24 protein-coding genes are annotated in these 24,655 nt (G+C 65.0%); 13 read left to right on the forward strand and 11 right to left on the reverse strand.

Annotated features, from left to right (window positions below; genetic code table 11):
- Window positions 1–15: 15 nt before the first annotated feature.
- From smc to JQ604_RS34430, 3 genes are all read right to left on the reverse strand, one after another.
- The gene (smc, locus tag JQ604_RS34420; RefSeq protein ID WP_212365173.1) at window positions 16–3,480 is read right to left on the reverse strand and encodes a chromosome segregation protein SMC; all 3,465 of its coding nucleotides are present in this window, start codon (window positions 3,478–3,480) and stop codon (window positions 16–18) included.
- 329 nt (window positions 3,481–3,809) lie between these two features.
- Complete coding sequence (locus JQ604_RS34425; protein ID WP_212365174.1) at window positions 3,810–4,466, reverse strand: DsbA family protein; 657 nt, start codon at window positions 4,464–4,466, stop codon at window positions 3,810–3,812.
- 121 nt (window positions 4,467–4,587) lie between these two features.
- Window positions 4,588–5,064 carry a DUF721 domain-containing protein gene (locus JQ604_RS34430; RefSeq protein ID WP_212365175.1) on the reverse strand — a complete coding sequence of 159 codons (477 nt, stop codon included), beginning with the start codon at window positions 5,062–5,064 and terminating at the stop codon, window positions 4,588–4,590.
- 146 nt (window positions 5,065–5,210) lie between these two features.
- On the opposite strand from JQ604_RS34430, the gene mutY reads away from it, so the two are divergent.
- Window positions 5,211–6,323: an A/G-specific adenine glycosylase gene (mutY, locus tag JQ604_RS34435; protein WP_212365176.1), complete on the forward strand. Its 1,113-nt coding sequence runs from the start codon at window positions 5,211–5,213 to the stop codon at window positions 6,321–6,323.
- Window positions 6,324–6,326: 3 nt separating this feature from the next.
- On the opposite strand, the gene JQ604_RS34440 is transcribed toward mutY, so the two are convergent.
- On the reverse strand, window positions 6,327–7,016 hold the full coding sequence (locus JQ604_RS34440) for a DUF4336 domain-containing protein (protein WP_212365221.1): 690 nt from the start codon (window positions 7,014–7,016) through the stop codon (window positions 6,327–6,329).
- A gap of 127 nt (window positions 7,017–7,143) precedes the next feature.
- Between JQ604_RS34440 and JQ604_RS34445 the strand changes: the two genes are divergently transcribed.
- The gene (locus JQ604_RS34445) at window positions 7,144–7,563 is read left to right on the forward strand and encodes a PaaI family thioesterase (protein ID WP_212365177.1); all 420 of its coding nucleotides are present in this window, start codon (window positions 7,144–7,146) and stop codon (window positions 7,561–7,563) included.
- A 171-nt stretch (window positions 7,564–7,734) separates the two neighbouring features.
- On the opposite strand, the gene JQ604_RS34450 is transcribed toward JQ604_RS34445, so the two are convergent.
- Window positions 7,735–9,012: a flavin-dependent oxidoreductase gene (locus JQ604_RS34450; RefSeq protein WP_212365178.1), complete on the reverse strand. Its 1,278-nt coding sequence runs from the start codon at window positions 9,010–9,012 to the stop codon at window positions 7,735–7,737.
- A 219-nt stretch (window positions 9,013–9,231) separates the two neighbouring features.
- On the opposite strand from JQ604_RS34450, the gene JQ604_RS34455 reads away from it, so the two are divergent.
- Window positions 9,232–9,852, forward strand: coding sequence for a glutathione S-transferase family protein (locus JQ604_RS34455; protein WP_212365179.1), 621 nt, complete (start codon window positions 9,232–9,234; stop codon window positions 9,850–9,852).
- A 167-nt stretch (window positions 9,853–10,019) separates the two neighbouring features.
- Here JQ604_RS34455 and JQ604_RS34460 read toward each other — a convergent pair whose 3' ends face one another.
- On the reverse strand, window positions 10,020–10,934 hold the full coding sequence (locus tag JQ604_RS34460) for a LysR family transcriptional regulator (RefSeq protein WP_212365180.1): 915 nt from the start codon (window positions 10,932–10,934) through the stop codon (window positions 10,020–10,022).
- Window positions 10,935–11,021: 87 nt separating this feature from the next.
- Between JQ604_RS34460 and JQ604_RS34465 the strand changes: the two genes are divergently transcribed.
- Complete coding sequence (locus tag JQ604_RS34465) at window positions 11,022–11,450, forward strand: nuclear transport factor 2 family protein (protein WP_212365181.1); 429 nt, start codon at window positions 11,022–11,024, stop codon at window positions 11,448–11,450.
- A gap of 60 nt (window positions 11,451–11,510) precedes the next feature.
- Here the strand turns inward: JQ604_RS34465 and JQ604_RS34470 are convergent, their stop codons facing one another.
- The 3 genes from JQ604_RS34470 to JQ604_RS34480 all read right to left on the reverse strand — a co-directional run bounded on the left by JQ604_RS34470 (window position 11,511) and on the right by JQ604_RS34480 (window position 14,082).
- Entirely contained in the window at window positions 11,511–12,191 is a 681-nt protein-coding gene (locus tag JQ604_RS34470) for a glutathione S-transferase family protein (RefSeq protein WP_212365182.1), read from the reverse strand.
- 111 nt (window positions 12,192–12,302) lie between these two features.
- Complete coding sequence (locus JQ604_RS34475) at window positions 12,303–12,629, reverse strand: hypothetical protein (RefSeq protein ID WP_212365183.1); 327 nt, start codon at window positions 12,627–12,629, stop codon at window positions 12,303–12,305.
- Between the two features lie 322 nt (window positions 12,630–12,951).
- Entirely contained in the window at window positions 12,952–14,082 is a 1,131-nt protein-coding gene (locus tag JQ604_RS34480; RefSeq protein WP_212365184.1) for a site-specific DNA-methyltransferase, read from the reverse strand.
- Window positions 14,083–14,458: 376 nt separating this feature from the next.
- Between JQ604_RS34480 and ypfJ the strand changes: the two genes are divergently transcribed.
- From ypfJ to JQ604_RS34500, 4 genes are all read left to right on the forward strand, one after another.
- Window positions 14,459–15,400: a KPN_02809 family neutral zinc metallopeptidase gene (gene ypfJ, locus JQ604_RS34485; protein WP_212365185.1), complete on the forward strand. Its 942-nt coding sequence runs from the start codon at window positions 14,459–14,461 to the stop codon at window positions 15,398–15,400.
- A gap of 145 nt (window positions 15,401–15,545) precedes the next feature.
- A complete protein-coding gene (moaB, locus tag JQ604_RS34490; RefSeq protein WP_212365186.1) occupies window positions 15,546–16,106 on the forward strand; it encodes a molybdenum cofactor biosynthesis protein B in 561 nt (186 codons plus the stop codon).
- Between the two features lie 189 nt (window positions 16,107–16,295).
- Window positions 16,296–16,898: a hypothetical protein gene (locus JQ604_RS34495; RefSeq protein WP_212365187.1), complete on the forward strand. Its 603-nt coding sequence runs from the start codon at window positions 16,296–16,298 to the stop codon at window positions 16,896–16,898.
- Window positions 16,899–16,904: 6 nt separating this feature from the next.
- The gene (locus JQ604_RS34500; RefSeq protein WP_212365188.1) at window positions 16,905–17,654 is read left to right on the forward strand and encodes a DUF4145 domain-containing protein; all 750 of its coding nucleotides are present in this window, start codon (window positions 16,905–16,907) and stop codon (window positions 17,652–17,654) included.
- A gap of 194 nt (window positions 17,655–17,848) precedes the next feature.
- Here JQ604_RS34500 and JQ604_RS34505 read toward each other — a convergent pair whose 3' ends face one another.
- Together JQ604_RS34505 and JQ604_RS34510 are read right to left on the reverse strand one after the other, a co-directional pair.
- Entirely contained in the window at window positions 17,849–18,784 is a 936-nt protein-coding gene (locus JQ604_RS34505; RefSeq protein WP_212365189.1) for a bifunctional helix-turn-helix transcriptional regulator/GNAT family N-acetyltransferase, read from the reverse strand.
- 129 nt (window positions 18,785–18,913) lie between these two features.
- Complete coding sequence (locus tag JQ604_RS34510) at window positions 18,914–19,483, reverse strand: glycosyltransferase (RefSeq protein ID WP_212365190.1); 570 nt, start codon at window positions 19,481–19,483, stop codon at window positions 18,914–18,916.
- A gap of 161 nt (window positions 19,484–19,644) precedes the next feature.
- Between JQ604_RS34510 and JQ604_RS34515 the strand changes: the two genes are divergently transcribed.
- The 5 genes from JQ604_RS34515 (at window position 19,645) to JQ604_RS34535 (ending at window position 24,625) form a co-directional block, all read left to right on the forward strand.
- On the forward strand, window positions 19,645–20,811 hold the full coding sequence (locus JQ604_RS34515) for a PA0069 family radical SAM protein (RefSeq protein WP_212365191.1): 1,167 nt from the start codon (window positions 19,645–19,647) through the stop codon (window positions 20,809–20,811).
- A gap of 131 nt (window positions 20,812–20,942) precedes the next feature.
- Window positions 20,943–21,389 (forward strand): VOC family protein, encoded by a 447-nt coding sequence (locus tag JQ604_RS34520; protein ID WP_433996313.1) that lies wholly within the window; start codon window positions 20,943–20,945, stop codon window positions 21,387–21,389.
- 78 nt (window positions 21,390–21,467) lie between these two features.
- Entirely contained in the window at window positions 21,468–22,226 is a 759-nt protein-coding gene (locus JQ604_RS34525; protein ID WP_212365193.1) for a ribonuclease HII, read from the forward strand.
- 239 nt (window positions 22,227–22,465) lie between these two features.
- A complete protein-coding gene (locus tag JQ604_RS34530) occupies window positions 22,466–23,974 on the forward strand; it encodes a glycosyltransferase family 39 protein (RefSeq protein ID WP_212365194.1) in 1,509 nt (502 codons plus the stop codon).
- A 57-nt stretch (window positions 23,975–24,031) separates the two neighbouring features.
- Window positions 24,032–24,625 carry a hypothetical protein gene (locus JQ604_RS34535; RefSeq protein ID WP_212365195.1) on the forward strand — a complete coding sequence of 198 codons (594 nt, stop codon included), beginning with the start codon at window positions 24,032–24,034 and terminating at the stop codon, window positions 24,623–24,625.
- Window positions 24,626–24,655 lie beyond the last annotated feature (30 nt).

Here is a 24,655-nt window from a genome sequence, read left to right on the forward strand (position 1 = left end):
CGCTCATGTGCAATCCTACGCCACGTTCTGGTCGAGGATATCCAACCCGCCCTGCAGGTCGACCGAGACCAGTTGCGAGACGCCGCGCTCGGCCATGGTGACGCCGAACAGGCGGTTCATCCGCGCCATCGTGATCGGATTGTGCGTGATGATGATGAAGCGCGTCTCGGTCGAGCCGGTCATTTCGTTGAGCAGGCTGCAGAACCGTTCGACGTTGTGGTCGTCGAGCGGCGCGTCGACTTCGTCCAGCACGCAGATCGGTGAGGGGTTGGTCAGGAACACCGCGAAGATCAGTGCCAGCGCGGTCAGCGCCTGCTCGCCGCCCGAGAGCAGCGACAGCGTCTGTGGCTTCTTGCCCGGCGGCTTGGCGATGATTTCGAGACCGGCCTCCAGCGGATCGTCGCTCTCGATCAGATGCAGCGCCGCTTCGCCGCCACCGAACAGCTCGGTGAAGAGACGCTTGAAGTGGGCGTTGACCGTCTCGAACGAGGTCAGCAGGCGCTCGCGCGCTTCCTTGTTGAGGCTCTGGATGCCCTGGCGCAGCCGCTTGATCGCCTCGACGAGGTCGTCGCGCTCGGTCGTCAGCGCGGTGTGCTGGGTCTCGACTTCCTTCAGCTCTTCCTCGGCGCGCAGGTTGACGGCGCCCAGGCGCTCGCGGTCGCGGCGCAGCTTTTCCAGCTCCTCCTCGATCTGCCCGACAGGCGGCAGCTCGGCGCCCGGCTCGATCTCGGCGAGGCCGGCGACGGCCTGCGGCTCGACCTCGAGCATGTCGTGGATCTCGCGCTCGATGTCGGCGAGGCGGCGGCGGGTGCCTTCCATGCGCTCCTCGGCGCGCGCGGTGCCTTCGCGGGCGCTGGAGAGCGCTTCGAGCGAATGCTTCGCGGCGCGGTCGGTCTCCGCCATCGCGGCTTCGGCCATCGCGAGCGCATCGGCGGCGACGCGGCGGTCGCTCTCGGCGTGCTCGATCTCCGTGATCAGCGCGCTGCGCTTCTCGGCGAACACCTCCGGCGCATTGGCCAGCTCCTCGCGCTCGAGCGAGACTTCGGCGATGCGCTCCTCGATGGTGCCGACCTGCGAGGCGGCGCTGGTCTTGCGGTTTTGCCACTCGCTGCGCTCGGCGAGGATCGCCTGCACGCGGCGGTCGGCGAGCTCGGCCTCGCGAGCCAGCGCCTGCGCCTCGGCGCGCACCTGCGCGGCGCCACGGCGGTGATTGTCGATCTCGCCACGGACCGCGGCCAGCTGAGCCTCGGTCTCGCCGCTCGGCGGCAGCTCGGCCAGCGCGCCCTCGGCGCTTTCATAGCCGGCCTCGGCCTCGCTGCGATCGGCGGCGAGACGGGTGTGGGCTTCGGTCAGCGCCGACTTGCGCGCGGCGTGACGGTTGATCTCGCGCTCGGTCGCGGCATGGCGCTCGCGCGCGGCATCGGCCTCGCGGCGAGCGGCACGGACGGCCTCGCGGGACGCGGCTTCGGCGGCGGATGCAGAGCGCAGCTCGGCTTCCGCCGTCTCGAGCGCCTGCCGCTTGGCAGCGGCATCGGTACGGGCCTGCTCAAGCTCGTGCTCGATATCGACCAGGCGGGCGCGTTCGGCGAGACGGCGGGCCGCGCCGGTCGGCGCATGCGCATCCGCGACAAAACCGTCCCAGCGCCAGACGTCGCCTTCGAGCGACACCAGCCGCTGGCCGGTCTTGAGCTGCGACACCAGCGCCGCGCCGCGGTCCTTGGAGACGACGCCGATCTGCGCAAGACGCCGCGCCAGTTCCGGCGGGGCCTGCACGTGATCGGCAAGACGCTCGACGCCTTCGGGCAGCGCCGGATCCTCGCCGGTGTTGCCAGCGTTGGTCCAGCGCATCGGCGCGGAGGGATCGACGGGCGCATCGAGATCGTCGCCGAGCACGGCGCCGATCGCCTTTTCATAGCCCTTGGCGACCGTGATGCCGTCGATGATCGGCGGCCACAGATTCTTGGTCTCGCTGTTGACCAGCTTGGAGATGGTGCGCGCCTCGGTCTCGAGCCGCTGCACGCGCTTCTCGGCTTCGGCCAGCGGCGAGCGCGAGGACTCCAGCGTCTGCCGCGCGGCGGCGTGATGCGCCTCGCTCGCCTGCACCGCGGCTTCCGATTCCATCAGCGCCTGCTGAGCGCCTTCCATCGTCGCGGCGAGTGCGTCGATGTCGCCGAGATTGCCGGTCTCCTGGGCGAGCTTCTGCTCCTCGGCCTGGACGTTCGCGATCTCCTGATCGAGCCGCGCCAGGCGGTCGCGATGCGTGCGCACGCCGGCTTCGAGCTGGTTGCGCCTGGCGGTGAGGTCGGCGAGCTGCGTGGTGAGGTCGGCGAACTGGCGCTCGGTCGCGGCGAGGATCGCCTCGGCTTCTGCCACGCGCTCGTCGACGCCACTGCGCTTCTCGACGCGCGACTTGATCTCCTCCTTCAGCTCGGCGTCTTCGGTGTCGAGCCGCTGCAGCGCGATGTCGGCATCCGAAGTCTGCTGCTGCTCGCGGGCGATGTCGGCCGCGAACTGGGTGAGGCGGCGATCGAGCTCGCTGACGCGCTCCTTGGCGCGCTGCTCTTCGCGGTCCAAAAGCTCGCGGGCATTGGTCAGGCGCTGCAGACCGGCGGCGGCGCGGGCTTCCGCATCGCGGAGCGCAGGCAGCTCGGAGGCGCGGATCGCCTGGATGCGCGCGGCTTCCGCCTGCTCGCGGGTGCGCTCGGCCATCTCGCGCACGGCGAGGTCATGGGTGTGCGCGGCGTCGTTGACGTCGGCATGCGCCTCGAGCCAGCGCAGATGGAACAGCATGGCCTCGGACTTGCGCACCTTGGCTGCGACCTCGCGGTAGCGGATTGCCTGGCGCGCCTGCTTCTTCAATCCGTCCATCTGGCCGGTGAGCTGGCCGATCACGTCCTCGACGCGGGTGAGGTTGGTCTCGGCCGCCTTCAGCCGCAGTTCCGCCTCATGGCGGCGGGCATGCAGGCCGGCGACGCCGGCGGCATCTTCCAGCACGCGGCGGCGCTGCTCGGGCTTCGCCTGGATGATCTCGCCGATCTTGCCCTGGTGGACGAGGGCGGGCGAGCGCGCGCCGGTCGCGGCATCGGCGAACAGGATCTGCACGTCCCTTGCACGAACGTCGCGGCCGTTGATGCGATAGACCGAGCCGGCCTCGCGCTCGATGCGGCGGGAGATTTCGAGAATCTGGCTGTCGTTCATCGCCGCCGGCGCCGAGCGATCGGAATTGTCGATCGTCATCGTCACTTCGGCGTGGTTGCGCGCCGGACGGTTGCCGGAACCGGCGAAGATCACCGCGTCCATGTCGGCGGCGCGCAGCGATTTGTGCGAGGTCTCGCCCATCGCCCAGCGCAGCGCTTCGACGAGATTGGATTTGCCGCAGCCGTTCGGTCCGACGACGCCGGTCAGGCCCGGCTCGATCATGAAGTCGGTGGGTTCGACGAACGACTTGAAACCGTGGAGGCGGAGGCGCGTGAGCTTCATGTACACAAATCTCGCTTGGCCGGGCGCGAATCTCCCTGCCGTGACAATACCATGGATGATGGCAATGTCGGTGTCGGGGCTGAATAGCTGCTGGCAGCTTTCATGGAGCGGGACAATGGAGATGCGCGAGCATGAGAGCAACCGCTTGACGCGGCTTTTCCCAAGGGTTTTGCAGTGCGAACCGGCCGTAAGAATCCGGTTCTAGCGAATCAGGTTTTCAACAGCGAATTGTGGCGCTTGCGCGCATCGCGATCGCAATTCATCCACAAAAAAATCGCGCCGCTCGCAGGGCGAGTCGGCGCGATGTCAATCGGCGGGTGCGCGAGCGATCAGCTCTTCAACAGCGAATCGATCTTCTTGCTGAATTCCTCGAACGAGGTCTCGCCCTTCACCATCTCGCCGTTGATGAAGAAGGTCGGGGTCGAGTTGACCTTCAGCACCTCGTTGGCGAACTTCTGATCGGCGGCGATCTTGTCGAGCAGCTTCTGGTCCTTCAGGCAGTCTTCGACCTGCTGCTGGCTGAGGCCGGCCTGCTTGCCGATCCGCGTCAGCGTCTCGGTGGTGTTCTTCACCACCCAGTCGTTCTGCTGGCGGAACAGCAAGTCGATCACCGCATAGAATTTCGGCGCGTCATCCTTGGCGATGCAGCGCGCCAGCATCGAGCCGGCGGCGGCCTTGATGTCGAGCGGGAATTCGCGGAACACGTAGCGAATCTTGCCGGTGTCGATATAGGTCGACTTCAGCTTGGGGAACACGGTCTCGTTGAAATTGGCGCAGTGCGGGCAGGTCATCGAGGCGTATTCGGTGACGGTGACGGTGGCGTTCTGCGGGCCCAGCGCCATGTCGGGCAGCGACTGCGGTTTTGCCACCTCGGCGGCGCTCTGGGCGAAAGCCTCCGAGATCAGGCGCAGCGGGGACAGGCCGGCGAGGGCGGCCAGCCCGGTCAGCGAGAGAGCGGTGGTGAAAGCGCGGCGCGTGATGATCAAGGTCAGCTCCCGGATTGGCGCGTCTCACGCCGAAAAGAGGGTTCCGAAAAGGAAGCCTTCGCTAGCTCAACACGACCATTGTGGCAATGCCGGGTCGCGGCCGCACCCCTATGAAAAAGCGTCAATTTCGCTTGATTGAGGCCCCTAACCGGGCCAGCGCTGCGCGCAGATCGTCGTCCTCCACGGCCCCCAGAGTCTCGGAGACCTTGGCCACCGTCTTGGCATCCGGCGTGCGCGGGGTTTTTGGCCGGTCGCGCCGCGACAGCGGGGCCTGGCGGATGGTCAGCCGGCCGACCGCGTGCCAGCCGAAGAAGCGGTTGACCCGCTCCAGGATCACGTCGGAGGAGTGCTGGATCTCCAGCGCCATCGGCCCCTCGACCCGCAGCACCAGCGTCGCCGGTTCCTGCGGCTGCCCCTCCACCGGCCGCGGCCATTGCATCTTCAGCGGTTCGCAGAAGGCAGCGATCCGCTCGCCCGCGATCTCGTTCCAGCGCGTCACCAGTTCGCGCGCGGCAAAGCCCTGCTTGGCATAGGCGTCGGTGAAGACGTCGCTGAGCAGGATCGACAGGGGTTTTGCGCTGATCGGGCCGGGTTTCATGGCCGGGCTTATAGCACGCTCCCGCCGTTATGGCCGGGCTTGTCCCGGCCATCCACGTCTTAGCTTGCCCGAGAAAGAAAGACGTGGATGCCCGGGACAAGCCCGGGCATGACGTGGGCAGATTTCTGCTACGCTAACTTGATCCCATGAGTTCTTCAGCAGCCACAAGGACCAAACACCGGCAGGCGCCGGCCGACCGCCCGGCGCTTCTGCTCGCCTGGTACGACCGGCATCGCCGGCGGCTGCCGTGGCGGGCGATGCCGGGGGAACTGGCTGATCCCTATCGGGTCTGGCTGTCGGAGATCATGCTGCAGCAGACCACGGTGAAGGCAGTCGGCCCCTTTTTCGAGAAATTCGTGACGCGCTGGCCGGACGTGTCGGCGCTCGGCCGCGCCTCGCAGGACGACGTTTTGAGGATGTGGGCCGGGCTCGGCTATTACTCGCGGGCGCGCAACCTGCACGCCTGCGCGGCCGCGGTGATGCGTGACCATGGCGGCGTCTTTCCTGATACCGAGGAGGGCCTGCGGACGCTGCCGGGGATCGGGCCGTACACGGCGGCGGCGATCGCAGCGATCGCGTTCGATCGCCGCACCATGCCCGTCGACGGCAATATCGAGCGCGTGGTGTCGCGCCTGTTCGCGGTCGAGGAGCCGCTGCCGCAGGCCAAGCCGCGAATTCAGGAGCTGGCCGCTACGCTGCTCGGCCGGTCCCGCGCCGGCGACGAGAAGTCTCGCGCCGGCGACAGCGCGCAGGCGCTGATGGATCTGGGCGCCTCGATCTGCACACCTAAGAAGCCCGCCTGCTCGCTCTGTCCGCTCAATGACGATTGCGCGGCGCGCACGCGCAGCGATCAGGAGACGTTTCCGCGCAAGGCGCCGAAGAAGACCGGCACCCAACGCCGCGGCGCCGCCTTCGTGGTGACGCGCGGCGATGAGTTGCTGGTGCGCTCGCGCGCCGAGAAAGGCCTGCTCGGCGGCATGACCGAGGTGCCGGGATCGGATTGGCTCGCGGGCCACGAGGACAAGGCCGCGCTGGCGCAGGCGCCGGACTTGAAGGGCATCGCGCGCTGGCATCGCAAGGCCGGCGTCGTCACCCACGTCTTCACGCATTTTCCGCTCGAACTCGTGGTCTACACGGCGAGCGTCCCGGCACGCACGCGGGCGCCCGAGGGCACGCGCTGGGTCAAGGTCGCGACGCTGGCGGAAGAGGCGCTGCCGAACGTCATGCGCAAGGTGATTGCGCACGCGCTGGATCTCTAGGCGTTATCCGGTGAGCCAACCGAACGCGCGGCGCAGGAATGTGCCGGCATCGCTTTCCACGGGCGTTCCGTGGGCCATCAGCACTCTCTCGGCGGGCCATGCGAGGATGCGCTGCAAGGCGTTGCGCGCGGCGCGGCGGTTGACGAATGCGAGACGAAACTTGCGCGGCACCGACGGTTCGGGGCCGGTCATGAGGTCCAGCTTCGCCACTATGGCCCGCCAGCCGGAGAGTGAGGCCGCAGGAAGCTGCTGGAGCAGATCGGTGAACAGCACGGTCCCGCTCCTGACGTGGAAGAACACGACCTCCGTCGTGATCAGATTGCCCCGCATCGCGATCTGGTCGATCTCGGCGGCCCAATCCGCGCTCGGCGCATCCTTGAGATCGACATCAAAGGCGATGTCCTTGCGCCGCTTTCGCAGGCCTGGCGGAGCATGGAGCGTGGCGGCGGGGTAGGCGCGCTGCCATTCCCCGAGAAACAAATGGTGCAGTGAATTGGGCGCGATCATGTGCTGCACGCTGCCGAGCGCATCCACCTCGGCCCGCAGATCGTCCGTGAGCCTGATCGGCGACCAGATGAAGAGGCTGCCGTCCGACAGTTTGATGACGGCCATCCGGGTGGGATAATGAAATCCGGCGACGGCGACGTTGGACCCGTCCGCGATCCAGATATCCTGACCGAATTGCTTCAACACGGCAGTTCCAGTGCAACCGACACTGAGGAGATTGCTAGCCGCTGCAGCCCGCACCCGCAAGCTTTGGCTGCTGACAGAATGCTGGCAGCAGGGATCAGCTAAGACGACTGCCAAACGGAGGCTCGCCATGGTCGCAACCGCGCTCGACAATATCCCCGCACCGCCCTGCGCCAGGCTGCTTGGTTGGCGCCTGCTCGACGCGCGCTCGGAGGAGGGCTGGATCCGGCTCGCCTTCGACGGCAAGCCGGACTTCTGCAACCCGGCCGGCTTTATCCAGGGCGGCATTCTCTCGGCCATGCTTGACGACACGATGGGGCCGGCGGTGTTCGTGATGACCGAGGGTCGGCTCTTCACCACGACCATCACCATGACGGTGAATTTCCTGGCACCCGCCAAGCCCGGCCCGATCACCGGCGAGGCGACGGTGACCCAGCTCGGCAAGACCATTGCGTTCGTCGAGGGACGATTGACCGGCGAAGACGGCACGCTGCTTGCGACCGCATCGAGCAGCATCCGCTTGGTCGAGGCCGCGCGGGCGTTGCGCTAGTGCGACGCGTGTTCCTTCACCTCTCCCCGCTCTTCCGCCGGGAGAGGTCGAATTCTCGCAAAGCGAGAATTCGGGTGAGGGGCAAGGCACGAAGCTAATTACAACCGCTCTGCTCGCCGGATGGAAGCCCCTCACCCCAACCCTCTCCCCGCAAGAGCGGGGCGAGGGAGCTCAGCGTGCGCGCCTCACGCCGCGCAGCACGATCGGTGGCTTGGCATTCAGCGCCTCGACCTGGAAGCCGGCGACGCGCTTGTAGTTGGCGGCGATGTCTTCCAGCTCCTGCTGCGACAGCACGTTGGTGACGACATTGAATCCCTCGGGCGCGCGCTCCTCGACGAGCTGCATCACCTGCTCCGGGCCGTTGCGGCGGTTCAGCATCACCAGATCAGTGGTGGCCGGCCGCCGCTCGGCCTCATAGGCGAGCATGGCCGCGCTCGTCGGCCCATGCGCCAGAATCTCACGCGTCAGCACGCGCGCATCCAGAATCGCCTGCGAGGCGCCGTTGGAGCCGATCGGGTACATCGGATGCGCGGCATCGCCCATCAGCGTGACCTTGCCGAACGTCCATTGCGAGACGGGATCGCGATCGACCAGCGGATACTCATAGGAATGCGGGCAGTTGCGGATCAGGCCGGGCACGTCGAGCCAGTCGAAATTCCAGCTCTCGAACCACGGCAAGAATTCTTCCAGCCTTGCCGTGCGATTGTAGTCCTCGCGGCGCCACTGATAGGTCGGCGGCATGTGGCGCTCGGCGACCCAGTTGATGTCGAACTTGCCGTCCGCGCCCGCCTGCTTGGAGATCGGGTAGCAGACGAATTTCAGGATCTCGTGGCCGGCCATGATCATGGTGCGGCCGGTCAGGAAGGCGTCGCTGCGCGTAATGCCGCGCCAGAGGATGCGGCCGTTCCAGATCGGCGGTCCCTCCTGCGGATAGAGCTTCTCGCGCACCGCCGAATGGATGCCGTCGGCCGCGATCAGGATCGTGCCCTCATATGATCCCGCCGCCTTGCCGGTCGCCTTGTCGATGAAGTCGGCGCGCACGCCGTCACTGGTTTCGGTCCAGCCGGTCAGGTGATGGCTGGTCAGGATGTTGCCGGCGCCCAGCCGCTCGGTCGCGGCGTCGAGCAGGATCTGCTGCAGCCGGCCGCGATGGATCGAGAACTGCGGCCATTTGTAGCCGGCCTCGAGCCCGCGCGCCTCGCTCCAGATCGGCTTGCCGTGCTTGGAGAAGAAGGCGAGTTCTTTCGTCCGCACCGCCGAGGCGTCGAGCACGTCATGCAGGCCGAGCTCGATCAGTTCGCGCACCGCATGCGGCAGCACATTGATGCCGACGCCGAGCGGCTTGAGCTCCGGCACGCTCTCGAACACGCGGCAGGGCACGCCGATCTGGTGCAGGCTGAGCGCCAGCGTCAGCCCGCCAATTCCGCCACCTGCGATCAATACGGTCATGGCAAATCCTCTCAATCGGCCCGGTCATGGCACGGCAGCGGCGTTGTGGGCAACCGCGAAGGGTTAGCGCTTTAGGGTAGGGATGGACGGTTCGCGGCCGCCCCGATAACCTCCGCGCGCCAATCGTAGCGTTTTCGAGCGAAGTGGATTCCGGTTCGCGTGAAGAAAACGCGTCAAATTAAAAAGCAAGGGCCGGCAAGGCCTCGAGAGGACATCACCATGCTAAAACTCTATTTCGCCCCCGGCACCTGTGCGCTCGCGTCCCACATCGCCTTGGCCGAGGCCGGCGCGGACTACACGACCGTGAAGCTGGACTTCAAGAGCAACCAGCAGAACAGCCCGGAATATCTGAAGATCAATCCGAAGGGCCGGGTGCCGACGCTGGTGACCGACCGCGGCGTGCTGACCGAGACGCCGGCGATGCTGGCCTATATCGCGCAGACCTATCCGCAGGCGAAGCTTGCGCCGCTCGACGACGCCTTCGAATTCGCCAAGGTGCAGGCCTTCAACTCCTATCTCTGCTCCACCGTGCATGTGAACCACGCCCACAAGATGCGCGGCGCGCGCTGGGCGACGGAGGAGAGCACCTTCGCCGACATGAAGCGGATGATCCCGAAGACCATGGGCGCCTGCTTCGGCCTGATCGAGCGCGACATGCTCGCGGGCCCCTGGGTGATGGGCGAGAGCTACACGATCGCCGATCCCTATCTCTACACGCTGACCACCTGGCTCGACGGCGACGGCGTCGACATCGCGACGCTGCCGAAGGTGAAGGCCCATCGCGAGCGGATGGAGCAGCGGTCGGCTGTGCAGAAGGTGTTGGCGGAGCAGAAGGCGTAGCTCAAGGAACGGAAGCGTGGGCTACAAACTCGGTGTCATCCCGGCGAAGGCCGGGACCCATTACCACCGAGTCGTGTTGTAGGAGTGCGCTGTGGCCCCAGCGTCGTGCAACAAATCCCATTTGGGGTAATGGGTCCCGGCCTTCGCCGGGACGACGATGTGGAGAGTTACGTTTTCTTCCCCTCTAGCTCCCGCCCCGTCTCCAGCACCAGCCTTCGCAGCCAGATCGAGCCCGGGTCCATCTGCGCCCGCGTCGGATAGAACATGTGCTGCTCGTCGATCCCGGGATCGAGCGGCGGCGGCACCGTCACCAGCGACAATTGCTTGGATAGCGCCGCGATCAGCCGGCGCGGCACGAAGGCGACGAGGTCGGTGCGCGCGGTGACGTGCAGCGCCTCGATATAGCCCGGCACCACCAGCGCGATCCGCCGCTCGATGCCTTTTGAGCGCAGCCAGGTGTCGATCAGGTCCTCGTTCTGGCCGCGGATCACCACCGCGACATGTCGCGCATTGAGGAACGTCTCGCGCTTCGCAAGCTTCGTGCCGAGCGGATGGCCGCGCCGCACCGCGAGCGCGTCGCGGTCGGTGTAGATCTGCTGGCGGTGAAATCCCTTGAAGGCGTTGCCGATCGAGATCACGAGATCGATGGTTCGCGCGAAGTCCGGCGTGAAGATCGCCGGCCCCCGCCATGGCACCACGTCGATCGTGACGTTCGGCGCGCTGCGCGTCACTTTCGCCATCAGGGGCGGCATCAACAGCTCGACCGCGAGATCCGGCATCATCAGCCGGAAATGCCGCTCGCTGCTGATCGCGTCGAATTCGTCAGGCACGAACAGCGATCGCACCTGGTCGAGCGCCTGCGCCAGCGGCGCACGCAGGGCCTGCGCCCGCGGCGTCAGCTCCATCCGCGTGCCGTTGCGCACCAGCAGGGGATCGCCGATCAGATCGCGTAGCCGCTGCAGCGCGTGGCTGGTCGCCGGCTGCGACAAATGCAGCCGCATCGCCGCGCGGCTGACGCTGGCTTCCCTCAGCAGCGCGTCAAGCGCCACCAGCAGATTCAGGTCAAGCGAATTCAAATTCATCAGGTGAATATATATCATATCAACTATCGATTGGAAGAATGTGTGGCCGCGCGGCAAGGATGGTGCGTCAACCCATGGAGAGCCGTCATGAGCGCCGCCGACAACAAGAAGCTGATCCAGCAAGTCTTCACCGATTCCGCCAACCGCAGCGGAACGACCTTCGTCGACAGTCTCGCCGAGGATGCGAGCTGGGTCGTGACCGGGCAATACTCCTGGTCACATGAATTCAGGGGACGCGACGCCATCAACAACGGCCTGATGGGGCACTTCCGCTCGTTCTTCGCCGAGCGGCCGCGGACACTCGCCTTCAACTTCATCGCCGACGGCGATTTCGTCGCGGTCGAAGCGCGCGGCGACAATGTCACCAAGTCAGGCCAGCGCTACGACAACCACTATTGCCTGGTGTTCAAGGTCGAGAACGGCAAGATCAAGCAGATCAAGGAATATTGCGACTCGACGCTGGTCGAGCGCGTGCTCGGCCCGTTTCCGGAAGCGCGCAAGCTCGCCGCGGGGTGACGATCAAACGAAAAACGGCGCCCGCGAGGGCGCCGTTGTGTTGTCGGATGAGCGAACGGATCAGGCGACCTTGGTCGTCATGTGCTTGAACATGTTGCCGCGGGCCTCGTCGTCCATCTCGGCCTTGAAGGTGAACCTGTCCTTCAGCGCGACGGCCTTGGCTGCTGCCGGCCGCGCGGAGATCTCGTCGACCAGGCGCTTGACGTTCGGATAGTTGGCAAACGCGCCGTCGCCGAGCTTGAACGGCACCATCCGCGCCCAGCCCCACAGCGCCATGTCGACGATCGAATAGGCATCGCCGACCATGTATTTGCGACCAGCGAGGTGGCCGTCGAGAATCTTGTAGTGGCGATCGGTCTCGTACTGATAGCGGTTGTGGGCGTAGTCGTGATTCTGCTCCTTCGGCGCAAAATGCTTGAAGTGCACCGCCTGTCCCGAATACGGCCCGACGCCGGTTGCGACGAACATCAGCCAGGACAGCAGCTCGGCGCGGTTGGCGGGGAGGAATTTGCCGGTCTTCTCGGCGAGATAGAGCAGGATCGCGTTGGAGTCGAAGACAATAGTGCCGTTGTCGTCGATCGCCGGCACCTTGGCGTTCGGGTTGATCTTCAGATAGTCCGGCTTGAACTGGTCGCCCTTGCGGGTGTCGACGGCGATCGGCTCGAACGGCAATCCGGACTCCTCGAGGAAGAGCGCGACCTTGGTCGGGTTCGGCGAACCGTTGAAATAGAATTTGAGCATGAAAGGGGTCTCCTTGAGGTGAGGCCGCCTGTCATGCGCAAATTTTGTCGCGCTCCGCAACCGACGAGTCCGTGAGGCAGCTGCGCGCGCCGCGCGGTCCTGCAATTGAGGTCAGCCGAAATAACAAAAGCCGACGGCGCCGGCGATGATCAGCGCAAGCCCCGCGATCTCCAGCAGCACCGCAAAATGCGTCGCCTGCTGCAGGTCGGAGGCCTGCATCCCCCGCTCGGCGTTGCGCGCAAAGCCGTGGACGATGATTTCTTCGTTGAAATGGCTGTGCGCCTCGAGGCCCGAGGTCAGCCCGACCGAAACCAGGAGCACGCCGAACATCGCAAGGCCGATGAAGCCGAGCAGGCCGATCAGCAGGATCGGAAACATGCCGACCAGGAAGATCGGCAGCAGCGGCACCAGCAGCAAACTCTCTGATTGCTTTTGCATCGGACGCCCCATCGGGCTGGCTGACGTGAGGAGGGTACGTCCGATTGAGATAGGCAGCAAGGCGGGCGCGTTCAACACGCCGTCATCGGAGCTATGCGGACAAGATGACGCGGAAGAATCGTAGGGTGGGCAAAGGAGCGAAGCGACGTGCCCACCATTCTCGGCGTGCTCGTGAAGGTGGGCACGCTTCGCTTTGCCCACCCTACAAGATCGATCTGCAAATCTCTGAATCGTAGGATGGGCGGAGCGTAGCGATACCCATCATCTCACGATGCGGCACGAAGGTGATGGGTATCGCTTGCGCTCCACCCATCCTACAAGATTATCCCGCCATCCCCGAGCGGATCTCCGCACGCAGCTCGTCGATCAGCTTCAGCCCCTGCTTGGTCTCGATGTGCCAGTAGGTCCAGCCGTTGCAGGCGCCGGAGCCCTGCGCGACTGCGCCGATGCGGTGGATCGAGCCGACCTTGTCGCCGAGCATGATGGCGCCGTCGGCGCGGACCAGCGCGCCGTGGCGCTTCTTGGCGTCGACGAGTTTCGCGCCGGGCATGATCATGCCGCGCTCGATCAGCTCGGAGAAGGCGACGCGGGGCGCTTCGCGCGCGGTCATGAACGGCGCCAGCGTTGCTTCCGGCAGCGGCTCGATCGCGGCGATGCGCGCTTCTGCCGCGGCGGCATAGGTCCTGTCGCGCTCGAAGCCGATATAGTTGCGGCCGAGACGCTTGGCCACCGCACCCGTGGTGCCGGTGCCGTTGAAGGGATCGATCACGAGATCGCCGGGCTTTGATGACGACAGCAGCACGCGCGCGAGCAATTGCTCGGGCTTCTGCGTCGGGTGCACCTTCTTGCCGTCATCGCCCTTCAGGCGCTCTTCGCCGGTGCAGAGCGGGATCAGCCAGTCGGAACGTGCCTGCACGTCCTCGTTGGCGGCCTTCAGCGCTTCATAGTTGAACGTATAGCCCTTGGCCTTCTCGTCGCGCGCGGCCCAGATCATGGTCTCGTGCGCGTTGGTGAAGCGGCGGCCGCGGAAATTCGGCATCGGATTGGTCTTGCGCCAGACGATATCGTTGAGCAGCCAGAACCCGAGGTCCTGCATGATCGCGCCGACGCGGAAGATGTTGTGATAGGAGCCGATCACCCACAAGGTCGCTGACGGCTTCATGATGCGGCGGCAGGCGAGCAGCCAGGCGCGCGTGAAATCGTCATAGGCGCCAAACGACGAGAACTTGTCCCAGTCGTCATTGACGGCATCGACATGCGACTCGTCGGGGCGCTTGAGATCGCCCTTGAGCTGCAGATTGTAGGGAGGGTCTGCAAACACCAGGTCGACCGAGCCGGGTGTCAGCTTCGACATCTCGGCCACGCAATCGCCAATGACGATTCGGCTCGAGGGGGCACTCTCAAATTTAGTGCGGGGCGCCTTTGCAGACGCCCCGCGACGCGACACTACCATGACTCAAGAACTCTGACTCAGGCGACGCTGTCGGCGACGCGGGACTAAACAACCGACTGGCCACACCTTGACCCGGCAAAGTAAAAATCGACTTAATTGGAAATCCTCGCGTGTGAGATTGTCATGATCTTTCGCGCGCGTGTGAAGCGCACGCATTCGCCTTGTGCTGCAGCACTTGCGCGTGCGCGCACGACATCGGCCGATGTGAACGGCGGCTGAATTCGTCTTCCGAAAATTTCTTTTCGACGTATCCGATCGTGCAGAACGGTGGCTCACCGCACTAGGCAATTTTTGCCGGGCAGGCTATTGATTAACGGAATGGAAATTTTACGTCTGTGCCGCGTTGCATCACGGACTGGAATGAGGGGAAACCGCCATGCGTTACGATGACTTCCGCCGCAGCGACGATATAGAAGACCGTCGCGACGACAGCGGTGGCGGAGGCGGTGGCGGCGGATTCGGTATCCCGATGGGCGGCGGGGGCGGGCTCGGCATCGGCACCATCATCGTGCTCGGCCTGCTCGGCTATGCCTTCGGCATCGACCCGCGCATCCTGATCGGCGGCGCCGAGATCCTGACCGGCGGCGGCCAGGCCCCGACCTACCAGACCGACCGCCAGTCGTCGGGCGGTCAGGTCAAGCGCGGCGCGCCGACCGACGAGATGGGCAGCATGATCGCCGGCATCCTGGGTGAAATCGACGACCGCTGGAGCGAGATTTTCCAGGCCTCGGGGCAATCCTATACCGGTCCGAAGATCGTGCTGTTCCGCAACGCCACCAATGGCGGTCGCTGCGGCATGGCGCAGTCGGCGATGGGCCCGTTCTATTGTCCGCCGGACAAGACCATCTTCCTCGACACCGGCTTCTTCCGCGAGGTCGAGACCCGCTTTCGCGGTTGCTCGGGCAACGCCTGCAAATTCACCGCGGCATACATTATCGCGCATGAGGCCGGCCATCACATCCAGAACCTGCTCGGCATCATCCCGCGCGTGAACCGGCTGCAGCAGCAGGCCGGCAGCAAGGCGGAAGCCAACGCGCTGCAGGTCAAGGTCGAGCTGCAGGCCGATTGCCTCTCGGGCGTCTGGGTCAACCGTGAGGAGAAGAAGCGGCCGGGCTTCCTCGAGCAAGGCGACATCGACGCCGCGCTGACCACCGCAAACGCGATCGGCGACGACACGCTGCAGCGCCAGGCCACGGGCCGCGTGGTGCCCGACTCCTTCACCCACGGCTCCGCCGCGCAGCGCAAGCAATGGTTCATGACCGGCTACAAGCAGGGCAACGTGCAGGCCTGTAACACGTTCGGGGCAGGGCAGTTGTGAGCTCTCGTGCCCCGGATGCAGCGCAGCACGAAGCGGTGCGCTGCTGTTCCGGGGCCCATAGCGGAGCCGAGTTGTAGAATGGGTCCCGGCCCTGCGGAGCAGCGCTGACGCGCTGCCCCGCGTCCGGGACGCGAGGATGATCAACATGTCCATCGACGAATCCAAAACCTTCATCCCGCTCAACATCGCGGTGCTGACCATCTCCGACACCCGCTCGCTCGCCGACGACAAATCCGGCACCACGCTCGCCGATCGCCTGACCTCGGCCGGCCACAAGCTCGCCGCACGCGAGATCGTCACCGACGATGTCGAGGCGATCCGCGCGGTGATCCGCCGCTGGATCGCCGATGACGGCGTCGATGCCGTCATCACGACAGGCGGCACCGGCTTCACCGGCCGCGACGTGACACCGGAGGCGGTCGAGCCCTTGTTCGAGAAGCGGATGGACGGTTTCTCGATCGCCTTCCACATGCTGAGCCACGCCAAGATCGGCGCCTCGACCATCCAGAGCCGCGCCACCGCGGGCGTGGCCGGCGCCACCTTCATCTTCTGCCTGCCCGGCTCGCCCGGCGCCTGCCGCGACGGCTGGGACGGTATCCTCGCCGCGCAGCTCGACTACCGCACGCGCCCCTGCAATTTCGTCGAGATCATGCCGCGGCTGGACGAGCATTTGCGGAGGCCGAAGGCAAAGGGCGCGAGCGCCTGATTGGGCGATGGCCGTAATGCCTGTGCAAATCCCCAAAAAGTTCCCTTTTTGTTCTTGCGCCCGTTGATGCTGCAATGTAAGCGTCTGGGTTTGGTCTGGTTGGAGTGACCAACCGGGCGTTGAGATTAAGCAGGTGTATCTATGGCGAGGCGCAATAACGAGCCGACGTCTGGGTCGGACAAAGCTAAGGTGCGTGTCTTCTTCGCTGAGGTCGAAGGCAACAATGAGAGCGTGCAAGAAGCGCTGAAGACTATGGTTTCAGCGATGAATCGTCCCACGCGCGTCATCCAAGATCAACGATCGAACGGAAAGACCGCTGTGCTCTTGGAGCAGACAGAGGGTGATGAGGTCGAAGCCGAGGAGGCGCTCGATCAGGAAGAGTTTGAGTTCGACGCGGAGTCGACTCCCTCGAATACAAGGAAGGTTCGTGGCACGGGAAAGAAAATAGACCGGAATGCCGGGCTCAATTTGGTGCCGAATCTGGACTTCAGGCCGAGTGGTAAGCAGGCATTGAGAGAGTTCGTCGAGGAAAAGAATCCGAAGAACGATCTCGAGGCAGTATTGGCGGCCGCCTACTACATGCAGCACCAGATGGATTTGACCAAGATCGGTCCTGCTCATGTGATGACTGCGTTTAAGGAGGTTGGCAGGGCGATCCCCGTCGATCTCAGGCAGACCCTTCGTAACGTTAAGAAGTCGAAGATGTGGTTGAACTTCACCGACATCGAGGACTTTCGCACGACTACGCAGGGCGACAATTTCGTCGAGCACGAGATGGGTAAGAGCGAATAGTTTCCGATGCACCTGTCGCTCGACGACTTTTGCGAGGTTCTGAAAAAGTCAGCGCTGAAGAATGCCGAGAAGGCGCTTGCCGTTCTTTGGTATTTTGATCGTGAGCAAGCCGGCGTCGCCAAGACCGCCGGCGAGCTGACGAAGGTGCTGGACGATCATCACGTTGGCACACCAAACCAGACATTGCTCGCCGAGGCGATCCGAAAGACAAAGCTAGCTGAGTCGTCGAGAAGCGGCTTCTCTTTGAAGCCGGGTTCGCGGAGGGTCATCCGTGACTGGTTGCCGGATTTGGAAGGTGTACAGCCTACGATGGACCACGATTCCGGCTTGTTGCCGGAGTCGATCTGGAAAAACACTCGTGGCTATATTGAGGAAGTCTGTCGCGAACTAAACGGCTCCTTCAAGCACGCATACTACAATGCCGCTGCAGTGATGTTGCGCCGGCTCCTCGAAACACTCATCATTGAAGCCTACGAGCACCTTGGCCGCGAGACCGAAATCAGGGATGGCGGTGGCAATTATCTTATGCTGAGTGACCTGGCCGAGCGCGCATGCGGTGAGAACGGCCATAGAGGGCTCAATCTTGGGCGCGATTCAAAGAAGGCTTTGAAGGACGCCCGAAACATTGGTAACTGGTCTGCTCATGCGCGTCGTTTTCTCGCGCACTCTGGTGATCTGACAAAACTACAAGCTGGGACGAGGCTCTTGGTGCAAGAGTTGGTTCAAATCGCCGAGTTGGTGAAGAAGAAGATTTGATTGGGTGGTGAAACCTCGCCCGAAGGCGCGAGCGTCTGATCATCTGTTGGCCCGGCCGAGCAGTTTCATTACGCGAGCCCACAGCCCCCACACGGTGCCGCGATACGCCTGCGCACGAAGCGCGTGGGCTTTCCGCGCGTAGATGGCAACCGTGTCCGGCGTGATGCGCCGCGAGTGATCGCGGCGCCCGGGCTTCACAGGTCGAGCTCCCAGGTCTCGCCGACGAGGTCGACACCAAAACTGTGGTGCTTCTCCTCCTTGACCTTCTTGAAGCCGGCGCGGGCGTAGATGCCGCGCGCGGCGAGCAGGATGCTCTGGGTCCACAGCGTCATCTTGGTGTAGCCGTTGTCGCGCGCGGTGCGGATGCATTGCTCGACCAGAGCACGGCCGACGCCGAGCCCGCGCGCCTTCTTCTCGACCTGCAAGAGGCGCAGCTTTGCGATGTCATTGCCGCCATTGACCAGGAAGATCGAGCCGAGCGGCTCGCCATTTGCTTCCGCGATCCAGCAGTGCTCGCGCACCGGATCATAGTTCCTGATGAACTGCGCGCAGATCTCGGCGACCAGCGCCTCGTAGCTGATGTCCCAGCCATAGTCCTCGGTATAGGCTTTGGCCTGGCTCGAGATCACCCAGCCGACGTCGCCGGGCCGGTGGCTGCGCAGCAGAAAAGCGGCGGGTTTTTCCGCGGGCTGCTCCAGCGTTTGCTCGATCGTCGCCATCGCGCGCACCACGGCGCCACGCTGGTTGTCGTCGAGCGAGGCAAGCAGGTGTCCGACGTCCTCGCGCGAACGGCGCTCGAGCTCGGCCTGGGCGGTGCGTCCTTTGGCGGTCAGCGACAGCTCGTTGATGCGGCCGTCGTGCTTGGCCGGCTTGCGCGTCACGATCTGACGCCGCTGCAGCGCCTGCAGGGTGCGGCTCACGAAGCCGGGATCGAGGCCGAGATCGCGCGTGAGGTCGGTGGCGGTGCAGGCCGGGCGATGCCGGATCTCGTAGAGGATGCGGGCTTCCTGCAGGGTGAAGGCGCTGTCGAGCAGCTTCGGCTCGATGAGGCCAAGCTTGCGGGTGTAGAAGCGGTTGAAGCCGCGAATCGCGGCGATTTCGCCGGCGAGGGCGTTGTTATTTGATTTCATCAAATGATTATTTGACTGAATCAAATAAATTGCAAGCCCCAGCCAAGCCGGGTCTACTTTGCATGGGGTTGTTTTCGCGATTTTGTGTTCGGGGCCGGCGAGCCCGTTGGCTCCGGCCCTGTCCCGGTCTCAGGCGACCATGATCCGGCTGCGCAGCATGGTGCGCGAGGAGCGGCCGAGCTGGCGCAGCAGTCGCGCTTCGGAGCGGCGGGCGTCGGGGCGGTAGCCGCCGAGCCTTTCATAATGATCGCGGCCGATCAGCAGGCCCTGCTCGACGGAAGGACCGGTCATCATCCGGGCAACCAGCCGCAGCCCGTCGCGGAAGGTCGGGTCGGCATAGGGCGAGCGGGCATAACGAAAGATGCCGGCGCGATCCTTGCCGCTGGCGGCGACGCCCTGGATGAACTGGGTGGTCTCCTCGATCCAGCCATGGTCGAGCACGGCGCCCGGATGCAGGAACATCAGCCACGGCGAGCGCGCCTTTTTGGCGCCGGCGGCCAGCGCCGCGGCCCGGGTGCCTTCGAAACGGAGGAAGTGACAGCCGGCGACGTCGGCGACGCGCTCGATCACGTCGGTTCCGGTGCGATCGACCAGCAGCACCTCGCGAACGAGTCCCGCAGCCGCGCCCGGCACCAATGCTGCCAGTGTCGCGACCGCGCTGCGTTCGACCCCGTCGGTCGGAATGATCACACTCAGCATATTGAGGCTTCGATGGCTCAACCGTTTGAAAAACCGCGCTGTGTTATCACCTTTGTCATATTGAGCGCAGCCTTTCCTGCCGCAGATTTTTTCGGCACGCTATTGTGGATTTTGCGGGCTCTTGTTCTTGATTTGTTCTTTGGCTGTGCTAGCTTCAGAACATGAGCCGAGCATCCTCTCATGCCCTCAAGCACCCGCCGGTAACGGCGCCCTCCGATAACCCGGCGGGTGCAACTTCCCCTTTTCCCGAGATCGCGGTTGCCATCGAGCGCGACCGGCGCCGCGGCCGCGGCGCGCAGTCCAACGATAGCGGCCGCTATGAGGCCGAGGCGCGGGTCGCCTTCGACGACGGCTGGCAGAGCCTCGACGATCTGCCGCCGTTCAAGACCACGGTGTCGCTGGACACCTCGCGGAAGGTGATCACCCGCAACGACTCGCCCGACATCGGCTTCGATCGCTCGATCAATCCCTATCGTGGCTGCGAGCATGGCTGCGTATACTGCTTCGCGCGGCCGACCCACGCCTATCTCGGCCTGTCGCCGGGGCTCGATTTCGAATCCAAGCTGCTGGCCAAGCCCGACGCGCCCGAACTGCTGGAGAAGGAGCTCGCCGCCTCCGATTACGAAGCGCGCATGATCGCGATCGGCACCAACACCGATCCCTACCAGCCGATCGAGCGCGAGCGGAAGATCATGCGCGGCATTCTCGAGGTGCTGGACCGTGCCGGCCATCCCGTCGGCATCGTCACCAAATCGGCGCTGGTGACCCGCGACATCGATATCCTGTCGCGGATGGCCAAGCGGAACCTGGTCAAGGTCGCGCTGTCGGTGACGACGCTCGATCCAAAGCTCGCGCGCACCATGGAGCCGCGCGCCTCGACGCCGCCGAAGCGGCTGGAGGCGATCAGGCGCCTGACCGAGGCCGGCATCCCCACGACGGTGATGGTCGCGCCGATCATCCCGGCGCTGAACGATTCCGAGATCGAGCGCATCCTCGATGCGGCCGCGCATGCGGGAGCCAAGGAAGCAAGCTATGTGCTGCTGCGGCTGCCGCTGGAGGTGCGCGATCTCTTCCGCGAATGGCTGATGGCGAACTATCCCGATCGCTACCGCCACGTCTTCACTTTGATCCGCGACATGCGCGGCGGCCGCGACTACGATTCGCAGTGGGGTACGCGGATGAAGGGCACCGGACCGATGGCCTGGATGATCGGCAGAAGGTTCGAGATCGCCTGCGAAAAGCTCGGCCTCAACAAGCGCCGCACCAAGCTGAGCACCGATCACTTTGCCAAGCCGAAGCGCAACGGGCAGCAGTTGAGCTTGTTCTAGAATACGCCGTCATTGCGAGGACCCGTAGCCCGGATGAGCGAAGCGATATCCGGGGCCGCTGTGTCCGAGGATAAAGTTTTCCCGGATGTCGCTCCGCTCATCCGGGCTACGAAGAAGAGATGAGTGCCACGATGAGTCACATCCCAACCCCGCGCCTCACCGTCATCACGCTCGGCGTCAGCGACATGCGCGCGAGCATCGCCTTCTACGACTCGCTCGGCTTCGTCAGGAAGATGCGCGCCACCGGCGAGGAGGTCGCCTTCTACGACACCGGCGGCACGGTGCTCGGGCTGTTCCCGTGGCATCTGCTGGCGCGGGATGCCGCGCTGCCCGATCAACCGCGGCCAACGGCGTTCCACGGCGTCGCGCTGGCGTGGAACTGCGCCGACGATGCCGAGGTCGATGCCGTGATGGCCTTCGCGCTGTCGAAGGGAGCAAAACTGCTGAACCCGGCACAGCCGACCAGCTATGGCGGCTATTGCGGTTACTTTGCCGATCCGGACGGCCATGCCTGGGAAGTCGTGCGCGCTCCAGGCTTTGCGGTCGGTGCTGACAGGCGGGTGACGCTGCCCGACTGAGCCGAAGCCGAATGAATAACGGGGAAGGGCGCCAGGTTCCCGGTTGCGCCGTGCCTCGCGCTTCAGCACGATCCTGGCATGATTCGGGATAAATCCAGGAAGAAGGCGGCTGCCAAACCGGAAGCCAAGCCGGAAAAGCGCGTCATCGCCGTGAAGCGGCCGAGCTTTCGGCGCGAGCGCGCACTGATCAAGCAGGGCATCTGGCCGATCGCGGGCTGCGACGAGGCCGGGCGCGGGCCGCTGGCCGGTCCCGTGGTCGCCGCCGCCGTGATCCTCGACCCGAATCGGATTCCAAAGGGCATCGACGATTCCAAGCGGCTGACCGCCGAGCGCCGCGAAGAGCTGTTCGAGGAAATCTGCGCCACCGCGTCCTATTCGGTGGTGTTTGCCTCGCCCGCGCGAATCGACCGCGACAACATCCTGCGCGCCTCGCTTTGGGCGCTGGCGCGCGCCGTCCACGCGCTGCCGGAGGCACCGAGGCACGTCTTCGTCGACGGCCGCGACAAGCTCGCCACGCCCTGCGACTGCGAGGCCGTGATCGGCGGCGATGGCCTGGTGCTGTCGATCGCCGCCGCCTCGATCATCGCCAAGGTGACGCGCGACCGCCTGATGTGCGCGCTGGCGCTGGATTGCCCCGGCTATGGCTTCGAGCAGCACAAGGGCTATGCGGTGCCCGAGCATCTCGAAGCGCTCGACCGTCTCGGCCCCAGCACCCATCACCGCAGCTTCTTCGCCCCCGTCGTCGCCGCCCGCGAGAAGCATTTTCCGACGCCGGTCGAGCCGGACCTGTTCACGGTGGATGCGGAGAGTGAAGCCGTGGCAACCGCTGCGGCGTAAATACTCTCGTGCCCCGGATGCTGCGCAGCGCGCCGCCTCTTGCGGCGTGATGCGCTGCTGGTCCGGGGCCCACAGCGGGCACGCGTCTCTCGATATGGGTCCCGGTTCTGCGGAGCAGCGTTACACGCTGCACCGCGCCCGGGACACGAGCTTGCCTCCGCGGCTGCAGCCCATTATCAAAATATCCGGATCACCGCGCCGCATCACAGGGCTGACTGCCTTCGCATTTCGGACGTTTCATGCGTTTCACCTCCCTGGTTGTCGAGCTGATCCGCGCCCGCCCGCGGCTCGTGGTGTGGATCGTGGTGCTGGCGCAGGCGGCGATCTGGCTGTTCCTGCCGCTGATCCTCTACCGCAGCCCGCCCGGCGATCTCGCGACCGTGCTGGCATTCGGCCGGGAGTATCAGGTCGGCACCGACATGGGCCCGCCGCTATCGTTCTGGCTCACCGACATCGCTTATCGTGCTGCTGGAAACCATATCTTCGGCGTCTATCTCCTGGCGCAGATCTGCGCGGTCGCGACCTTCATCGCCTTCTATCAGCTTTCGCGCGCCATCGTCGGCGGCCAGCAGGCGGTGCTCGCGGTGCTGCTGTCGATGACCGCAGTGGTGTTCTCCTCGCCGAGCGTCGAGTTTGGTCCCCTGATCCTGGCGCGTCCGCTCTGGGCGCTGCTGCTGCTGCATTCCTGGCAGCTGATCGGGCAAAATAGACGCAGTGCCTGGTTCGCCTGGTCGATCGATTGCGGCCTCCTGCTGCTGACGACGCATGCGGCGATCGGCATGATCCTGCTGGTGGCGGGCTTTGCACTCGCGACCGCGCGCGGCCGGCGGACGCTCAGGGCGGTCGACCCGCTCTATGCGCTGCTCGTCGTCGTCGTGCTGGCGCTGCCCTATCTGATCTGGCTGATCCGCGCCGACGTGCTGACGGTGCCGCCGCTGCCCGCGGTCGCCGATCTCGCCGCGCGCGCGACGCGCTGGGGCGTGGTGCTCGGCGGCCTCGTGGTTGCGGCCGCCGCGATCGTGCTGCTGGCGATCCTCAATTCCTCAACGTTCTCTCGGGAAGCGGACGACGCGCCGATCATCTATCGCCCGCACATCGATCCGCTGGCGCGGCAGTACGTCTTCTTTTTTGCCCTGGCGCCGGGCGTGATCGGCAGCTTCATCGCCGGCCTGTTCGATCTCGACCGCAGTTTTGGCGGCGCCGGCGTCGCGCTGTTGATGTCGGGCCTTGCGGTGGTGGTCGCGAGCGGCGACCTCATTCATCTGCGCCGGCAGCGGCTGCTGCGCACCGTCTGGGCCGCGGCGATCGCGGCTCCCGCGGCGTTCACCATCGCGGGCTCGCTGTTCCTGCCCTGGATCAGCAGCACGGAAACGCCGACCTCACTGCCGGCATCGGCGATCGGGCATTTCTTCGACGACAGTTTTGAGCGGCGCACCAATCAGCGGCTGCGCGCTGTCGCCGGCGATCCGCAGCTCGCCAGCCTGATCGCGATGGAGTCACGCCGGCCGCATCTGTTGCTCGACGCCACGCCGCAGCGGACGCCGTGGCTGTCGATGCAAAAATTCAACGAGACCGGCGGTGTCGTGGTCTGGCGCGCCTCCGACACTTCAGGCACGCCGCCGCCCGAGATCGCGCAGCGCTTCCCCGGCCTCGCGCCTGAAGTGCCGCGCGCGTTCGAATGGCTGGTCAACGGACGGCAACCGCTGCTGCGGATCGGTTGGGGAATCGTGCGACCCAAGGCACCCTGAATCGCAAGGGACCCTGAATCGCAAGGGGCCCTGAATCGAAAGAGCGAGAGGCGTCAGATGGACTACAATCTGCCCGAAGACTCCGCGATTTCGATCGAATACGACGACAACGATCCGACCGTCGTCATCCCGGCCAAGACCAACGCATTCCGTTATTTTGGCGGCGTGTTCCTGCTGTTTTGGCTCGGCGGCTGGGCCTTCGGTCTCGTCGCGGTCTCCTCGCAGCTGCTGCAGGGCAAGGGCGGGCTCTTCAATGTGTTCTGGCTGTGCGGCTGGACCGTCGCCGGCTTCCTTGCCGCCTTCTCCGCCTATCGGATCTTTCGTCCCCCGGTGCCTGAACGGCTACGCCTGCTCCGCGGGAGCATCGGTTACGACTCCGGCATCCCGCCGCTCAAGGATTTCAATCGCGGCAACATGGACTATTGGGGCTCGCTGTTCGCCCGGCGCCGCCGCGCCGACATCGACCGCCGGGAATTGCAGACGCTGCGCCTCCGCGAGACCGATAGCGGCAATCGCCTGACCATCGATATCGGCGGCGAGCGTGTCGAGATCGCCGCGCAAGCGACCGAGATCGACCGCGAATGGCTCGCGGGCATGCTGGCCAGGCGATATCATTTGAAGCAGGTGTTGCCTGGAAATGCAGATTCGTAGGGTGGGCAAAGGCGCTCTTGCGCCGTGCCC

Source organism: Bradyrhizobium jicamae, from assembly GCF_018130695.1.
Classification (GTDB): Bacteria; Pseudomonadota; Alphaproteobacteria; order Rhizobiales; family Xanthobacteraceae; genus Bradyrhizobium; species Bradyrhizobium jicamae_B.

Coding starts and splice junctions, on each gene's coding strand:
- JQ604_RS34455 (WP_212365179.1), top strand. CDS start 9,232: ATGCTAAAACTCTATTTCGCCCCCGGCACCTGTGCGCTCGCGTCCCAC.
- JQ604_RS34510 (WP_212365190.1), bottom strand. CDS start 19,483: ATGCTGAGTGTGATCATTCCGACCGACGGGGTCGAACGCAGCGCGGTC.
- JQ604_RS34500 (WP_212365188.1), top strand. CDS start 16,905: ATGCACCTGTCGCTCGACGACTTTTGCGAGGTTCTGAAAAAGTCAGCG.
- JQ604_RS34470 (WP_212365182.1), bottom strand. CDS start 12,191: ATGCTCAAATTCTATTTCAACGGTTCGCCGAACCCGACCAAGGTCGCG.
- JQ604_RS34520 (WP_433996313.1), top strand. CDS start 20,943: ATGAGTCACATCCCAACCCCGCGCCTCACCGTCATCACGCTCGGCGTC.
- JQ604_RS34445 (WP_212365177.1), top strand. CDS start 7,144: ATGGTCGCAACCGCGCTCGACAATATCCCCGCACCGCCCTGCGCCAGG.
- smc (WP_212365173.1), bottom strand. CDS start 3,480: ATGAAGCTCACGCGCCTCCGCCTCCACGGTTTCAAGTCGTTCGTCGAA.
- JQ604_RS34535 (WP_212365195.1), top strand. CDS start 24,032: ATGGACTACAATCTGCCCGAAGACTCCGCGATTTCGATCGAATACGAC.
- JQ604_RS34465 (WP_212365181.1), top strand. CDS start 11,022: ATGAGCGCCGCCGACAACAAGAAGCTGATCCAGCAAGTCTTCACCGAT.
- moaB (WP_212365186.1), top strand. CDS start 15,546: ATGTCCATCGACGAATCCAAAACCTTCATCCCGCTCAACATCGCGGTG.
- JQ604_RS34525 (WP_212365193.1), top strand. CDS start 21,468: ATGATTCGGGATAAATCCAGGAAGAAGGCGGCTGCCAAACCGGAAGCC.
- JQ604_RS34475 (WP_212365183.1), bottom strand. CDS start 12,629: ATGCAAAAGCAATCAGAGAGTTTGCTGCTGGTGCCGCTGCTGCCGATC.
- mutY (WP_212365176.1), top strand. CDS start 5,211: ATGAGTTCTTCAGCAGCCACAAGGACCAAACACCGGCAGGCGCCGGCC.
- JQ604_RS34430 (WP_212365175.1), bottom strand. CDS start 5,064: ATGAAACCCGGCCCGATCAGCGCAAAACCCCTGTCGATCCTGCTCAGC.
- ypfJ (WP_212365185.1), top strand. CDS start 14,459: ATGCGTTACGATGACTTCCGCCGCAGCGACGATATAGAAGACCGTCGC.
- JQ604_RS34505 (WP_212365189.1), bottom strand. CDS start 18,784: ATGAAATCAAATAACAACGCCCTCGCCGGCGAAATCGCCGCGATTCGC.
- JQ604_RS34530 (WP_212365194.1), top strand. CDS start 22,466: ATGCGTTTCACCTCCCTGGTTGTCGAGCTGATCCGCGCCCGCCCGCGG.
- JQ604_RS34515 (WP_212365191.1), top strand. CDS start 19,645: ATGAGCCGAGCATCCTCTCATGCCCTCAAGCACCCGCCGGTAACGGCG.
- JQ604_RS34450 (WP_212365178.1), bottom strand. CDS start 9,012: ATGACCGTATTGATCGCAGGTGGCGGAATTGGCGGGCTGACGCTGGCG.
- JQ604_RS34460 (WP_212365180.1), bottom strand. CDS start 10,934: ATGAATTTGAATTCGCTTGACCTGAATCTGCTGGTGGCGCTTGACGCG.
- JQ604_RS34480 (WP_212365184.1), bottom strand. CDS start 14,082: ATGGTAGTGTCGCGTCGCGGGGCGTCTGCAAAGGCGCCCCGCACTAAA.